Genomic DNA, 15,717 nt, shown 5'->3' with positions numbered 1-15,717 from the left:
TAGATGAGACAATAAACAGGGCATGCGGGCATCCGCCCGCTATTGCGTAGCTGCGCATAACGTGAATGTTTTTAGCTTTTTTTGGCAAAACCTTCCCCAGGCCCCTTTTTGAGGGCCGGTGTTACACTGTTACTTCATTGTTACGATGGTTAATTAATAATGAATAATCAAGAATCGTTGCACGGGTGTTTCATTGTGATTTTGGTCGCCTTTATTATTAATGCTTAATTGTTAATTATTAATTGGAACAGCCCTTGCCGTGGATCATCACATCGCCATCGGGCAGCAGGGTATAGGTAGCATTTCTTACGGTGCATAACACGGTCAGCACTTCCTCCAGTGATTCTGTGCCGCTGAAGGAGGCCCGGACCGGGCATTGCGCCAGCGCCGGGTTGTCAAAGCGTATATCCACTTCATAGCGTTTACTGATAGCCGTGGTAATTTGCTCAAAGGGCACGGATTCAAACACCATGTCCTCCCGCGCCCAGTTGACCTGCTCCAGCGCATTCACCGGTTTTTGCGCCAGGGTGGCGGCCAGGGTGTTGTACACCATCTGCTGGTCGGGCGTGAGCACGGCCAGCACCTGCTGCCCGTCTTCCACTTTCACCTTGCCTTTGGTAACGGATACGGTGATCTCGTTGGAGCCGGGGTAGGCTTTAATGTTAAAGGCGGTGCCGAGCACCGTGGTCTTTACGCGGCCGGTATTGATCACAAAGCGGTGTGCAGGGTCTTCGCGGATATCAAAGTAAGCTTCCCCGGAAAGCGTCACTACTCTTTCGGCGCCGCTGAAGGCAGCCGGGTATTCCAGGCGGCTGCCGGCATGCAGCACTACGGTGCTGCTGTCCGGCAGGGTGATGTGCCGGCTGTAGGCCAGCTTGTCTACCGTTTGCGGCGTTGCCTGCAGGGCTACCTGTTGCCGGCGTTGCTGCCAGCTATACCAGGTCATGCCGGATACCAGGGCGATGCCGGCTACTACAGCAGCCCAGCGGCCCATGCGCCGCCACAAGGGGTTTCGTACGGGACGCAGCGGCGCGCCGGCCGGTACGGCTGTCAGCCGCGCTCTTAGCTCCTGCAGCTTCTGCTGCGTTAACAGCATGGCCGCTTCACTGTCGGGGTCAAGCAACTGGTCCGGCCGCTCTTTGCCCAAAGCTGTGTACCAGGCGTCCAGCAGCTCCAGCTCGGCCGGCGTGCAGGCGCCTGTGCTGTATTTTTCCAAAAGCAATAACAGGTACTGAGGATCCATAAACTACTGCATAAAATAGATGTCCATATATATAAACACAATTACAATGGAGTACCGTTACTCCGGCGGGCAGAATTTCAAAAAAAAATTGATTTAATTATTAAATTTGGATAAACTGCATCACTATCAAACCATATGCCCACCATACCGATACCACATTAATAGCATTATTCAAGCAGGGTGACGAAAAAGCTTTTGATACTATTTACGAGCGGCATTTTATTCGCCTGGTGAATATCGCGCATAAAAAGACCGGCCAGTTGGAAGCGGCACAGGAGCTGGTGCAGGACCTGTTCATGGCCCTCTACCGGCAGTTGCCCGGCCTGCACGAGCATACCGTGCTGGAAAACTACCTGTTCGTAGCCCTGCGCAACCGCGTGTATAACTACCACCGGCAGCAACTGGCGCAGTTGAAAAAAGAGCAGGCCTTCATACAGGACATGCCTGCCGGCGTTCGTGACGCCGGCGGATTGCTGGAGCTGAAGGAAATGGAAATGCTGCTGCAGCACAAGATACAGGAGCTGCCTGCGCAATGCCGCACGGTTTTCCTGCTGAGCCGGGAGAACCAGTTGACCAACAAGGAGGTGGCCGAGCGGCTGAACATCTCCGTAAATACCGTGGAACAGCACATGCGCAAGGCTTTGCGGATACTGCGGTCCTCCCTGGGCAACGAGCTGGCCCTACTGCTGTGCTGGCTGATGCACCGGCCATAATTAACTAAAAAATAACCTTGATACATTCGCCGGCGGACGTTATATTTGTTATTATTACATATAGTAAAAAGTTCGAAATTGCAACAGACATTATCGCCTACAACTGTCATTGATGTAAATAGCTGGAACAGTCAGCTTTCTATGCTAAGCAAGCAATACCAGGAAGCGGATCCCTATCCGCACATTGTCCTGGAAAACTTTCTCAATCCTGCCATACTGGATGAATGCATAGAAGAGTTCAACACGCTCAACAAAGCGGATGGCTGGATCAATTACGTGCACTTCAATGAAAAGAAACGCGGCCTGAACAAGCTGGACCAGTTGCCGGACACCATCCGCCGCACCATCAACGAGCTGAACTCCCCGGAGTTCCTGGCGTTCCTGAGCGAGCTGACCGGCATTAAAAACCTGCAGAAGGATGATTTCCTGGAAGGCGGTGGCATCCATCAATCCGGCCGCGGCGGCTTCCTGAACATCCACGCTGATTTTACCGTGCACCCGCATCACCGCAACTGGCAGCGCCGGGTAAATGTGCTGGTGTACCTGAATAAGGACTGGGAAGATGAATGGGGCGGGCAACTGGAGCTGTGGGACCGTAAAATGACGGCCTGCGAAAAGAAGGTATCGCCCATTTTTAACCGCTGCGTGATCTTTAATACCGACGCGGATTCCTACCACGGTCATCCTGAACCCATGACCTGCCCGGAAGGACAGTTCAGGCGTTCCATCGCGTTATACTATTATTCCATTGAAAAAAATCCTTTCCGCAGGGCTACGCATTACAAGGCCAGGCCGGGCCAGGGCAACAAGCTGATGGTGAAGCTGGACAACGCCATGGTGGCGCTGTACACCGAAGTTAAAGGCTGGCTGGGCTCCAATGACAAGGTCGTGAGCAGCATTTTGCGGTTCTTCTCCAAAAAGAAATAGCGGCTTTAATCCTCCTTCGCAATAATGGTAGATTGCCTGGCGGCCAGCCGCCAGGTACCGTTATGCAGCGTCCATACATTGAGATAGCGCCGGGTCAGGGTTTGGCCGGCATGCGGCGCTGGCGCCACCGGTTTTACGGATTCCTGTCCCATCACCACCGCAGTATTATCCAGGAAGCGTATCTTTTCGATGCGGATATCATACAACTCATAGTCAAGCACGCCTGAACGGAAAGCGGTTTTCACTACCTGGGCGTCAGCAGCAAAGTTGCGCGGGTTGTTCACGACCAGGTCGGGCATCCAGATAGCATACAGGGTGGTGGAGTCGTGCCGCAGAATGGCCTCCCGCAAAGCATGCTCACGCTGGCGGATGAGGGTAGTGTCATGCTGGCACAGGGCCTGCAGGGAAATGAGCAGGAGCAGGCTGCTCAGTGGGGTAAATTTTGCGCTATACATATATCGATCCGGTTATCAGTTACAGGCGTATTGATATTGGGTGACTATCTTGCCGGGTATCGTGCTGGTTGTGCTGGTAGCGGAGGTAATCTTTCCTTCTCCGTCAAATTCATAATTTATATTAGTGATCTGGATAACCGAAGTAGTGCCGTCATTGTTCTTTTTTACATATTTCTGCGCTTTTACCAGGTTTTTATTTTTATATGGGCAGATACCTTGCTGGATCAGGAATAACCTGTTGATCTCGTCACCGGGTTGCCAGGGCCGGTCGGTGTAATACTCCAGTTCCAGCCATTCGCTGCCGTCCGACACGGCTGCTTTAACGGCATTACCGCCTGACCAGGTGACAAGTGTAGTTATTTCGATGCCTGCATCCGGGTTGCTGAGATTGTCATACCAGGCCTTGTACTTAAGCAGTTCACCCCGGCTGTTGTACTCGTAAGTAGTGTAGTTCCGGTTAGTAATTTTGTTAGGCTGCAGTATGTCATTATACAGTTCTTCCGTTATTTTCAGCGGTAATCCCTGATCATTCAATTCCACCAGCGTATGGCTGAACCGCCTGCTACTATAATGCAGTTCGTGTATAAATGTGTTTCCTGTATAGTTGAGGGTGTACAAACTTTTATTGTTATCGTCCAATTGAATGCTGGAAATTTTCCCTTCGCTGTTATAGCTAATGTCATAAGTAGTGGCATCCCCTCCCCGGTCCTGCACCATGGTGATGATCCGACAGTCAGATGCGGGAGGCTGTGGCGTGTCATTGTCCTCGCTGCAGCCGGGGAACAGGGCTATGCAGGTGCTGATCAATATAAGTACGGGCTTTCTCATAGTTATTCATTTAAAAGCAGTGAACGCTTATCCGCAAATTTCTCCCGAAAATGCCTGCTGATATAGTAAAAAATCGACATTGTTGCACATCTCCATATAAATGCTTATTTTAGGAATGGTTGTCTCAACGCTCATCTTATGTTTTCCCCCTGGACCATTACCAAACGGCTCCCCGCCCGGCCGCTCCGGCCTTTCATCATGGAATATTCCTTCCGGAATGTAAAAGTGCCCGCAGGTCATACGCATATACAGCATATGCCGGTATGGTGTCAAAGCACGCTTGACTTTTTCCTGGGCGAGCGCATTACGACCATTAATTGCGCCTCCGCACTGGAAGTGCCTTTTGCCAGGAGCGTGATCAGGGGATTGCGCACCCATCAGAAGCACTATATCCGGGTACAGGGCGATTTTACCGTTTTTGTAGTGAAGCTTACCCCCGGCGGACTGCATGGTTTACTGGGCATACCGGCCCATCTTTTCTGCGATGAAGTAGTGGATGGCACACTGGTGCACCGGGCGCTGTTTGCGGAAATTACAGAGCAGCTATTGCCCTGTACGGACATAGACAGTTGCGTTGCCATAGCGGAACCTTACCTGTTAAAACTGGCGCAAAAGAATGCTTACAGTATGCATGCATATGGGGCCGTGGACCTCATGACCCGGTTGATCAACACCGGTAAAGTGCCGGGGCCTATCGCCCAATTGCAGCAAAAGGTCTGTTTGTCGCAGCGGCAACTGGAGCGCAATTTCATGAAGGAGGTGGGCACCTCCCCCAAGCATTACAGCAGGATGGTGCGGTTTACCAACATGCTGTACTACAAGATGCGGCACAAGGGGATCACATGGCCTGCGCTGGCCTATGAGTTCGGGTATACAGACCAGATGCACCTTACCCGGGATTTCCGGTATTTCCTGGGCGACAGCCCTGGCAGGTTCCGGGCAGAGAACTACGCCTGTTTTGAGGAAACGCCGCCTAAATTCCTTTAGTCGGCCTTACCCGGTATTGCTCTCTTCAAAAACACGAACCCGTTCTTCCGGTACAGTTCCTTCAGCTCCGGGTTATGCTTCGTGTAATTCTCCACGCGGTCTACCTTGGTAACGAAATACACCGGTTTATCAATATCGCCGGTCAGCAGCCATTCCTCGTTGTAGGAGTTGGGGTTCTGCGGCGGTTCCTTGCGCGCGTAAAAGAAAGGCGCGTAGCTCCAGTAGCCCAGCGCATTCACATAGCAGTCTTCTCCCTGCCGTTCTTCCAGGAAGTCGATGGCTGCGCCCTGTGAGTAGCGCTCCACCTTGGGCACGATCAGCGCCGCGGCCAGGAATATCACGATGGCCGTGCCGCCAAAAAAGGTCCAGGCGGCGTGGCCGAAAGCGTGTTTTTTCAGGTACCGGAGGCCCAGCACCACGGTAAGGACCATCAGCACGCCGGCGGAGCCTTCCCAGCCGGACCAGTGCACATCCGCCATCATGTTGGCCTGTGCAAACGGGTCGTCTACATATGGTACCAGCTTTTCAATATTCATGGCAATGATGGTCACCAGCAGCAGCAGCAATGAAACAATGGCGCCAATGATGCCGGTGAACACCGCTACATATTTTTTATACGGCGCTTCCTGGCGCTCCCATTTATAAAAGGTATAGGCGGCCAGGAAAGTAACCGGGAACCAGGCCATGGAAGAGTAGTGAATGATACGGGACTGCACGATGGTGAACAGGATGGTCACCACCCAGAACAGCAGTACCATCCAGCGTTTGAAATCCCGGTCATAGCGATGGGTGAAGGGCATTTTGAAAAAGGCGGGGATCGCAAAGAGGGACGCGGGGAAACAGCCGAAGAGGATCACCACGAAGTGGTAGCCCGGGAAACCCTTCTGGCCCGCATCATGCGTGGTGAAAAGGCGGTACTGGTAGCGCAGGAATTCCGTGATGAACCAGGGACCGTTCTTGATGGTCTCGTACCCGTACCAGGTAAAGGTGACCCCGGCGGCCACCAGCAGGAACACCACCGCATGCCCCCAGCCAAAATACACCTTAAAGCGGTTGTATACCAGGTACACGCCCAGCACCAGCAGGAAGATCATCAGCGCCACCTGTCCCTTTGTCAGAACAGCCAGACCCATAAAAATGCCCGCCCATACTGCATAGTACAGCGGTTTTTTTCCCAGTCCTTCCTTATCATACCCGTTGCGTTTCCAGTGATACAGGATGAAAAAGTAAAGGGAAAGGAAAATGAAAAGGTTGAACCAGGGATCTATCAGCCCGGATTTAAAGTACATGTTGGGAAACAGCGACCCGGCGTAAGCCAGCGCCCACAGTACGCCAAAACGGTTGTCGTAGATGCGGCGCCCGCACAGGAACAGCACCAGCAGGGTCACAATGCCGCAAATGGCGTTGGGAAAGCGGGCGGCAAATTCGTTCACACCGAACATTTTCATGGCCACCGTTTGCATCCAGAAGAACATGGGCGGCTTTTCCCAGAAAGGTTTAAAATTTACATATATACGGGAATAGTCGTCCAGTTTGATCATTTCCCGGGAGCATTCCGCAAAATTTATTTCATCCCAGTCAAACAGGTGTACACGGCCCAGGAAGGGAATAAAGAGGAAGGCCGCCACCGCCACCAGCAGTATAATAGTTGTAGTTTTATTTAAATGCATATTGCCGTGTAATTATAGATATTTAACAAATATAGAGGCATATCCCTGCATTAGCAAATCCGTTAGCAAAAGATAAAGAAATGATCATCTGGAGCCGGCGGCGAATATTTTAAATAACGTTAATGTATGCACGCTTAACGATATTTCCTCATGAAAATTCATTTTTTATACCCCCCCGAATCTATCATGCTGGTGTATTTAAAAAAAGCGCTTCCCGGTACCGGGAGGTGTCATTGAAAACCCGGATCATAAATTTTTTTGTTGTACCCTGCGATTCCGAAAACCATTAAACAGGAAAAAAACTGCGGTGGCCCTATACCCGTCCCTTGTGTTCCCTGGCGCCCCTGGCAGCAAACGATGATATAGAACGATGCAAACCATTTCTACTATTGCCCTTACACTGGCGTTATGCGCCGGTGCGCGTGAGCTTTGTGCACAAACGTATACGCCGGTGAACGTCAGCGGTTTTAACCATGATGTTTTTGCGGAATCGGGTACCAATGCGGCTGCTGTTACCAGCACCGTGCTGGACCTTAGCGATAACATACTATATACCGCTGCATTTGCGGCTGCCAACGGCATACCGGGTGGCGTCCCGGACAATGGCGTCATTATGAATGGCGCACGCACCTATCAACTGGCGCCCTATACCGCCGGTAACGGCCTTTTCCTGTCTGCCGGCGGCGCTGTGCCCAATACGGTGGCTGCCGGCGTGCTGACACTTGCCACCCCGGCTACGTTCAGTAAACTGAGCCTGCTGTTATTTTCAACGGAAGGCAATAGCACGCTCACCGTTACCCTGCACTTTACAGACGGCACTACCGCAGCCGGCGGCGTACTAACCATACCGGACTGGTTTGACGGGCCCAATGCCGTGTATGCCGGTTTTGGGCGGATTACGCGCAATACCGCCCCGCCTTACGTGGTGGATGGCCTTGGCGGGAACAATCCCCGTTTTTATCGTTTTGATATAGCGCTGGCCTGCGCCAGCCAGGCTAAGCCCCTGGCATCGGTTACCATCAGCTACACATCAGGTGGAGGTAGCGCTTTCCCGCCCCGCGCGGTGGTACTGGCGCTCTCCGGTGTCGCCTATACGCCATTGGAAATAACGCCGGCCGTAAGCCCGGCTGTTTGCGGCAGCGCCAATGGCAGTATTGCACTGGATGTAAGCGGCGGCACCGCCCCGTTACGCTTTAGCTGGAATACCGTACCGGTGCAAACACAGCCGGCTGCCGTCAACCTGCCGGCCGGCAGCTACACCTGCACCATTACTGATGCCAATGGCTGCAGCGCCATCTACCAGGGCGATGTGCCGGAAGCATCGGGCGCAGTGTTAACGGCCAGCGCCAGTACGGACGCCGTGTGCGCCGGTACCGCGGCTACATTGAGCGCCGTTGCCAGCGGGGGAGTGGTGGTCAACTACCGCTGGCAGCCCGGTAATGCAGCCGGCTCCAGCGTGGTGGTATCGCCGGACACGACTACTACTTATATCGTGCAGGCGGAGGATGCTTTTGGATGCCCCCTGGCAGATACCGTGCTGCTGACCGTGCATCCCTTGCCCACCGCCGCTTTCAGCGCAGATACCCTCACCGGTTGCCCGGCGCTGCCGGTGGCCTTTACTAACCAGTCGCAGCAGGCAGACAACTGGCAGTGGGATTTTGGCGATGGAGCACGCTCCGCCGCAGAGGCGCCCCTGCACCACTATACAGCACCCGGCGTGTATACGGTTACACTGGTAGCCGGCAAGCAGCAGCAGTGCTTTGATACCCTGGAGCAGGCGGCGCTCATTGACGTACAGCCGTTGCCGGTAGCAGCCTTTGCGACAGCTCCCGGCATCAACACCCCGCTGGAATACAGCGAAGCCCTTTTCAGCTTCAGCAACCGGTCGCAGCACGCCCTTAGCTACCGCTGGGATTTTGGCGACAGCACTACTTCCGGGCAAACGGACCCTTCGCACCAATACGCGGCGCCCGGCCAGTACCGGGTAACCCTGTACGCCATGAACGGCATTGGTTGCATGGACAGCAGCAGCCAGGCCTGGCTGGTAGTGGTGCCGGACAAAGTGCTGCGCATCCCCAATGCCTTCAGTCCTAATGGCGATGGCGTTAATGACCGCTGGGAGATAGACGGGTTGCGCGCCATACCCGGATGCCGGGTGCAGGTGTTCAACCGCTGGGGGCAGCCGGTGTATGAAAGCCAGGGATATGCACGGCCCTGGGATGGCACCTGGCGCGGCAAGGCCCTTCCGGTAGGCACGTATTACTATGTTATTACCGCCAGGCCCCAGGACGGAAAGTATACGGGATGGGTGGCGCTACTGCGCTGAATAAATTAACGATCCCCTGCATTACGATTCTTAATTATTAATTCTCGAATAAATGAAACACGTTTTTACGATTGTGCTCATACTGATCCTGTTCTCCGTTCGGTCCTTTGCGCAAACCTACATGCCTGTTGGCATTTCTGGCTTTAATAACGATGTGGTGGCGGAAAGCGGCGCCAGCGCTACCGCTGTGACCACCACGGACCTGGACCTGAGCTTTTACCTGCTGTACTCCGCCTCCTTTGCGGCAGCCAACGGCATTTCCGGCGGCATGGCGGACAATGGCACCATTACCAGCGGCACCCGCACCTACCAACTGGCGCCCTATGACAGCAGCAATGCCCTGTACCTGTCCGCCTCCGCGGTAGTCGCCAACACGGATTCCACCGGTACGCTGGCGCTGGATACGCCGGCGGCTTTTAATAAAATAAGCCTGCTGCTGTTCTCCACGGAAGGAGACAGCCGGCTGGCCATTACCCTGCATTTTACGGATGGCACTACGGCTACGGGCGCATCTGTCAACATACAGGACTGGTTTGACGGTGCCAATGCCGTATACAGCAGCTTTGGCCGTATTGCGCGGCAGGCCGCCCCGCCCTATACCGTGGATGGGCTGTCCGGCGGCAATCCCCGCTTTTACAGCCTGGACATTCCCATGGCCTGCAGCAACCAGCCAAAGTTGCTGGACAGCATCACGATCCGCTATATATCCGGCACCAGTACCCTCACCAGCTCCCGGGCCGTGATCCTGGCCCTTTCCGGTGTGCCGTACACGCCGGTGGACCTGAGCGCCGATATTACGCCGGCCACCTGTAATCGTGCCGACGGCAGCATTGCACTGAGCGCCACCGGCGGCATGCCGCCCCTGTCCTTTACCTGGGCTACCGCCCCGGTGCAACTGGGAGATACGGCCCGCAACCTGCCTGCCGGTGATTATATGTGCACGATCCTGGACGCTAACGGTTGCGCTACTACGTATACCGGTACGGTGCCCGGCAAAACAGCAGCCACGCTGGCGGCCCAGGCCAGCCCGGATGCCATTTGCGCCGGGGATTCCGTAAAGCTGACCGCTGATGCCAGCGGCCCGGTAAGCAACGTAAGCTGGCAGCCCGGCGGCGGGAGCGGGGAGGAGCTGCGTGTTGCCCCGGCCGCCACCACCGCCTATACCGTGCGCGCCACGGATTCGCTGGGCTGCGAGCTATCCACTACCGTGCAGGTAACGGTAACGGATATCCCCCCTTCGCCGGTAGTGGATGGTGCAACGGCCTGCCCGGACAGCACCGTGACCCTGCTGGTGCAGAATGCCGGTGCCGCCTATACCTATCACTGGTATACCGGCGCCCAGGGCAGCGCGCCGGTAGGCGTGGGCGTTACCTATACCGTGCCGGCCGACCGCACGGACGCGATATATTTCGCGGAGGCCATCAACGGGATGTGCACCAGCCCCCGTACCGTTGTTACCATAGACTGGCTGGAGCGGGTAGCCGCCCCGGTGGTGACCGCCACGGAGATCACGCCCGGCAGCGTAACCTTTGTATGGCAGCCGGTGCCCGGTGCAACGGGCTACCAGGTGTCTGTGAACGGCGGCGCCTATACTGCGCCCAGTTCCGGCCCTGCGGGCACCCGCCACCAGGTAACGGGGCTGCCGCTTTCGGAAGGCGTGACCATCAGCGTAATGGCCCTGGGGGCGGTAGCCTGCCAGCATAGCGAACCGGCCACCGCTATGGCCAGGCTGCTGAGCCAGGACATCTTCATTCCCAATGCCTTCACTCCCAATAATGACGGCCTGAATGATATTTTCCGGGCCGAAGGCAATATCATTACCGGGCAGCAACTGCGCATATTCAACCAGTGGGGAGAGCAGATCTTTTCAACCAGCGAGGCCGGCGCAGGCTGGGACGGCACCCATAACGGCAAGGCCCAGCCCGCGGGCGTATACGTATATGCCATCCGGTTAAAGCTGGCGGACGGGAAGGAAGTGCTGCGCAAGGGCGCGGTGAACCTGATAAGATAGGGATTGGCTTTTAGCTGTGTAGCTATTAGTGCCCCCGCACTTGCTACGCAGCTATTTTTTCCGCTTCACTAAATATTACAAAAATTATTATTATTTTTCCGGCTGGAAAATTGCCGGGAGAACTGGCCCCGGTTGCCAAAAAATGCGAGCGATGTGAAGCCTATCCTATGCCTATGAGGTTGATGCTGATGTTAGTGCAATGTATTGTTTTGTTCCTGATACCTTTTTTTGTACAGGGTCAGACCGCTGCGCCATCAACAAAACCCAGGCATGAAACGGAGTACCAGATGCGGAACGGGAGCTATCTCGGTTTCGGGCAGGTATACCTGGGCATGGGAGAGATCGGCTTTAAAGTAGAGGTCACCAACCAGCAAAAGACAGAGTCCACGCTTGAATTCAGAATAGACAAACCAAAAGGAAAGATCATAGGCACACTTAAAATACCCTATACGGGGGACACTACCTATGCGTTAAAGGTACCGGCTAAGATGGGGCGATCCTACGGCACACACGACCTTTACCTGGTAGCAAAGGGAAGCGGCCAGTTCATTATTTCATCGTTTTCCTTTATCCATGTTTATTAGCACGCATCGCCAGCCTCTAACTGTACTGTGGATGCCAGGGGGCAATTTGTGCAACCGGGAAGCCGGCTGTGCAGGCATTTGCTGTGCGCATGCAGGGGCGTACCGCGCTGGTTTTGCGCAGGTATGCTATTTGTTGTGGCGCTGGTAAAAACAGCTTATGAAACGGTTATGGCTGCTGCTCCCCGCGCTGCTCACCGGCAGCATGATATCCTGCGAATCGGATGACGATATGCCGCCGCCGAAGCCCCCGGGAGCGCTGGAAGAGGTGTTCACGGACAGTGTTTACCAGCTTACCGGGGTGGCCGTTTCCGCCGATGGCCGCCTCTTCACCAATTATCCGCTGTGGTCGGATACTTACCGTTATGCCCTGGTAGAAACCCAACCTGGTAACCAGGTGGTCCCTTATCCCAACGCGGAGATGAACAACTGGCAGCCGGGGCAAAGCGGGGAGGACAAGTGGGTATGCGTGCAGGCAGTGTACATTGACGGCGCCAACAAAATGTGGGTGGTGGACCCGGCCTCGCCCGGGATGGAAGGCGTATACCAGCAGAGCTACAAGCTGGTGAAAATTGATATCGGCACCGGGCAGGTGGAACGCACCTACGAATTTGACGGCGTGGCCGGTAACAACAGTTATATTAACGATGTACGGGTGGATACCGCCAGCCGGTACGCCTACCTCACCAACTCGAATGAAGGCGGCATTTTTGTCGTGAACCTGGCTACCGGCAATATCCGCCAGGTATTGCAGGACCATTATTCCGTAAGGTCGGACCCTGCATACACCTTTACCGTGGACGGGCGGGAGCTGATGAAGAACGGGCAGCCGGTGAAGATCCATTCGGACGGTATCGCCCTTTCGCCGCGGGGCGAATGGCTGTACTACAAGCCGCTGACCGATGACAAGCTGTACCGCATCCGCACGGAATACCTGCAGAACGAGGACCTGGCATCCGCCGACCTGGAAGCGCATGTGGAGGACCTGGGGCATTTTACCACTACAGATGGGATGATCTTTGATGAAGACGGCAATCTTTACCTGGGGGATATTGAGCATTACCGCATTGTGCGCATTGACCCGGAGCTGCAGGTGACCACCCTGGTGGAAGACAGCCTGCTGATATGGCCGGACAGCTATCATATTTCAAAGGACGGCTACCTGTATATCAGTTGCTCACAGATACAAAAGCAGCCCGACTATAATAACGGCGTAGACAAGCGCACTTCTCCATACGCCATTTACCGCTTAAAGCTGTAAGCCAGCTATCGCCTGGCCCAGTCATCCATAAAACCGGCGTAGCTGTCGCCAATGGGCAGCTCCAGGGAATTGTCCAGGCTTACTTTCCGGTTCACCACGGCGGTGACCCTGGCTACGGGTATAATATAGCTGCGGTGTATGCGCCGGAACTGAGTGGGGGGGAGTTTTTCCTGCATGGCCTTCAGGGTCATCAATGTCATGACCGGCTTGCCCTGGGCCAGGTGTATTTTAATGTAATCCTGCAGCCCTTCAATGTAGATGATATCCCGCAGCGCTATTTTTACCAGCTTGTATTCGGAGCGTACAAACAGGCAGTCTTCCGGCTCCGCCGCCTGCTGCCTGTACCGGTAGTGATCCAGCGCCCGCTGTACGGTGCGGGAGAAGCGCTCAAAGCTAAGGGGCTTCAGGAGGTAATCCAGCGCCTCCAGCTCAAAACCTTCCACGGCAAATTTCCGGTGGGCGGTAATGAATATGACGATGGGCTTTTCCGCCAGGGAACGCACCAGGTCTATGCCGTTGATGTCCGGCATGTTGATGTCCACGAAAAGGAGGTCTACAGGGTGCTGCCGTAAAAATCCGGCTGCGGACACCGCATCGTCAAAGGTCTGCACCAGCCGCAGCGCGGGAAACCTGGACACGTATTCCTGTATCAGCGCCAGCGAGAGCGGTTCATCATCTATGGCAATACATTTGAGTTGCATGGTGGTTTAATTAATTCACCTGTAAGGTCAGCTCCACGGTAAAAAAGCCGTCGTCCTCCGATATATTGAGCAGGTGCCTGCCAGGGTATAAGTGCGCCAGGCGCTGCCGGGTGTTGGCGATCCCGATGCCGGTGCTTTCCTGCTGCCGCCTGTCCGCAAACAGCGGATTCCTGCTGAAGAAGCCAACGGTTCCTGCTTCTGCAAATATCCTGATAATAAGCGTAGCCGGCGCATGGTTGCTGATGCCGTATTTGAATACATTCTCAATGAACGTCATCAGGATCAGCGGTGCGATCTTTTTATGCGCCAGGTTGCCCGTCACGGAAAAATCAAGCTGCACTTTTTTGCCCAGGCGCAGGCGCTGCAGGTCAATATAGTCCCGGATGCAATCCACCTCGCTTTGCAGGGAAACAAAGTGCTCCGCCGCATCGTCCGTTACATAGCGCATAATATTGGACAGCTTCATGATGCTGTCTGCCGTATGCTCGTTACCCGTCAGCGCCAGTGTATAGATATTGTTGAGCGTATTGAAAAGGAAATGCGGGTTGATCTGCGCTTTCAGGAACGATAGCTCTGCATGTGCGTGGTCTGCTTCCGCCCGCGTGGCCCGCTGTTCCGTCAGCCGCCAGCGTTTGCTCAGCTCCACGGCCATGGCGAGGGTCACCACCATGATGAACAGGAACAGGCTGACGATATCTGTACGCCCGCCTTTTCCCGGCGCTGCGCCTTCCCGTGGAGGACCGCCTGCCGGCGGGCGGTCGCCATTGTGGGGCGGTGGCAGGTCCGGGTGCGGTGGCGGGGGGCCTTGTTCCGTACGGAATCCCGGGCGCATGCCAGCATATCCCAGTAGCTGGTCAAAAGGTTTGAGGTAGTACACCAGCGCCATCAGCAGGACGATGACTACGAACCAGGCCGCCACTTTTTTCCGGAAGAACAGCCGGGGGATCAGCAGGTAAATATTGCCATAGAAAAGCAGCATGTACACCAGCACAAAGAGCCAGTAGCGCCCGGCGCCCAGCAGGGTCCACCACTGGTCGTTGTTGCCAGGTTGCCCGCTGATGAAGAGCAGGGGCAGGCTCAGGAAGATCAGCCAGCCTGCTGTATGGATGATAATGATGGACGCGTTGTTCCGGAACATATGCAAAGAAACAGGAAATAAAAGCAGGAAAGCCGGCGGGTACCGATGTACCGCGCAAATGCACCGATAAAACGGCATTTTTATTGTTTTTACAATTTTTTTCAAGAAAAATCAAGGTTCTTTTTGTTCATTTTAATTGTATTGTTCACATTTATTCTACTGGTGTTCATGATGTTCAGTCCGTTCCTTTCTGTTATGATTATTGTTTCAATTAATTCTATTCGTATATTCGTAAAACTTTTTAGCTGTAATGCTGTTATAATTATCAGAACTGTAGATAATAACCATATTGGTGAACCATATCTCTAATATCTAAGTGTTCATTTTCCGTGTATTTGCTATTCTTATCTATCCGGTGCAGCCATGACCATTGCTAATGGTCCCATCAGGTCATGTATATTACTAAATCGCTGTTATGGAACGATTGCACCTAATGAATTTTATTTAGCCCGGCTGTTGCTGTAAGCGGTTATTGCTTATGTCATATGCACAGGTATGGAAACCTGTGTATAAAGGCCTTGTCCGTGTACGGATGATCACCTGGTCACGGTGTGCAGCACAATTTGATACGACTTGCTGGAATGTAGCAGCAGTACGGCATTGGAGCCGTACCGGGAATCCTTTTTCTGTTGGTCATCGTCGGTAGCATCTGTCGGCAACATCATGTACGCTCTATCCAATAATTAAATACAACCCATTATGAAAACCAGGACGCCACACGTTGCATTTACCTTTCCCGTTAAGACACCACCGAAGCAGGAGCATGGAAGCAAGACCGGCTATCATCCACGTATCGCAGGTTTCCTGTAGAAATTATTTCCCTGGGATCACACCTCCTTACCAAAATCTTATTGTAATGACGCAAATTACATTTAC

At 54.1% G+C, this 15,717-nt stretch carries 14 protein-coding genes; 7 read left to right on the top strand and 7 right to left on the bottom strand.

Translation table 11 applies throughout. The features are described 5' to 3' along the window. Positions 1-238 precede the first annotated feature (238 nt). Positions 239-1,243: a FecR domain-containing protein gene (locus tag LX66_RS25140; RefSeq protein ID WP_145718651.1), complete on the bottom strand. Its 1,005-nt coding sequence runs from the start codon at positions 1,241-1,243 to the stop codon at positions 239-241. A gap of 104 nt (positions 1,244-1,347) precedes the next feature. On the opposite strand from LX66_RS25140, the gene LX66_RS25135 reads away from it, so the two are divergent. Then, positions 1,348-1,956, top strand: a complete 609-nt coding sequence (locus LX66_RS25135) for an RNA polymerase sigma factor (protein WP_145718649.1) — start codon at positions 1,348-1,350, stop codon at positions 1,954-1,956. Between the two features lie 78 nt (positions 1,957-2,034). Then, the gene (locus tag LX66_RS25130) at positions 2,035-2,883 is read left to right on the top strand and encodes a 2OG-Fe(II) oxygenase (protein WP_244620510.1); all 849 of its coding nucleotides are present in this window, start codon (positions 2,035-2,037) and stop codon (positions 2,881-2,883) included. 5 nt (positions 2,884-2,888) lie between these two features. Here the strand turns inward: LX66_RS25130 and LX66_RS25125 are convergent, their stop codons facing one another. Together LX66_RS25125 and LX66_RS25120 are read right to left on the bottom strand one after the other, a co-directional pair. Beyond that, positions 2,889-3,338 (bottom strand): nuclear transport factor 2 family protein, encoded by a 450-nt coding sequence (locus LX66_RS25125; RefSeq protein ID WP_145718647.1) that lies wholly within the window; start codon positions 3,336-3,338, stop codon positions 2,889-2,891. 15 nt (positions 3,339-3,353) lie between these two features. Next, positions 3,354-4,166, bottom strand: a complete 813-nt coding sequence (locus LX66_RS25120) for a hypothetical protein (protein ID WP_145718645.1) — start codon at positions 4,164-4,166, stop codon at positions 3,354-3,356. A 138-nt stretch (positions 4,167-4,304) separates the two neighbouring features. Between LX66_RS25120 and LX66_RS25115 the strand changes: the two genes are divergently transcribed. Then, a complete protein-coding gene (locus LX66_RS25115) occupies positions 4,305-5,153 on the top strand; it encodes a helix-turn-helix domain-containing protein (RefSeq protein WP_145718643.1) in 849 nt (282 codons plus the stop codon). Here the strand turns inward: LX66_RS25115 and LX66_RS25110 are convergent. Then, complete coding sequence (locus LX66_RS25110) at positions 5,150-6,823, bottom strand: ArnT family glycosyltransferase (RefSeq protein WP_145718641.1); 1,674 nt, start codon at positions 6,821-6,823, stop codon at positions 5,150-5,152. The two genes, LX66_RS25115 and LX66_RS25110, sit on opposite strands and share 4 nt — an antisense overlap. A 370-nt stretch (positions 6,824-7,193) precedes the next feature. On the opposite strand from LX66_RS25110, the gene LX66_RS25105 reads away from it, so the two are divergent. The 4 genes from LX66_RS25105 (at position 7,194) to LX66_RS25090 (ending at position 13,002) form a co-directional block, all read left to right on the top strand. Beyond that, a complete protein-coding gene (locus LX66_RS25105) occupies positions 7,194-9,149 on the top strand; it encodes a PKD domain-containing protein (RefSeq protein WP_145718639.1) in 1,956 nt (651 codons plus the stop codon). Positions 9,150-9,201: 52 nt separating this feature from the next. Next, the gene (locus LX66_RS25100) at positions 9,202-11,160 is read left to right on the top strand and encodes a T9SS type B sorting domain-containing protein (protein ID WP_145718637.1); all 1,959 of its coding nucleotides are present in this window, start codon (positions 9,202-9,204) and stop codon (positions 11,158-11,160) included. Positions 11,161-11,447: 287 nt separating this feature from the next. After that, entirely contained in the window at positions 11,448-11,744 is a 297-nt protein-coding gene (locus tag LX66_RS25095; RefSeq protein WP_158642755.1) for a carbohydrate-binding protein, read from the top strand. 157 nt (positions 11,745-11,901) lie between these two features. Continuing rightward, entirely contained in the window at positions 11,902-13,002 is a 1,101-nt protein-coding gene (locus LX66_RS25090; RefSeq protein ID WP_145718633.1) for an L-dopachrome tautomerase-related protein, read from the top strand. A 5-nt stretch (positions 13,003-13,007) separates the two neighbouring features. Here LX66_RS25090 and LX66_RS25085 read toward each other — a convergent pair whose 3' ends face one another. From LX66_RS25085 to LX66_RS28550, 3 genes are all read right to left on the bottom strand, one after another. Continuing rightward, on the bottom strand, positions 13,008-13,703 hold the full coding sequence (locus tag LX66_RS25085; RefSeq protein ID WP_145718631.1) for a LytR/AlgR family response regulator transcription factor: 696 nt from the start codon (positions 13,701-13,703) through the stop codon (positions 13,008-13,010). Positions 13,704-13,713: 10 nt separating this feature from the next. Continuing rightward, positions 13,714-14,841 carry a sensor histidine kinase gene (locus tag LX66_RS25080; protein WP_145718629.1) on the bottom strand — a complete coding sequence of 376 codons (1,128 nt, stop codon included), beginning with the start codon at positions 14,839-14,841 and terminating at the stop codon, positions 13,714-13,716. A 536-nt stretch (positions 14,842-15,377) separates the two neighbouring features. Then, complete coding sequence (locus LX66_RS28550; RefSeq protein ID WP_262713225.1) at positions 15,378-15,506, bottom strand: hypothetical protein; 129 nt, start codon at positions 15,504-15,506, stop codon at positions 15,378-15,380. Positions 15,507-15,717 lie beyond the last annotated feature (211 nt).

This window comes from Chitinophaga japonensis (assembly GCF_007830125.1).
Taxonomy (GTDB): Bacteria; Bacteroidota; Bacteroidia; order Chitinophagales; family Chitinophagaceae; genus Chitinophaga; species Chitinophaga japonensis.
Note: the sequence above shows the minus strand (reverse complement) of the source record. Positions and strands in the feature narration are given on the sequence as shown.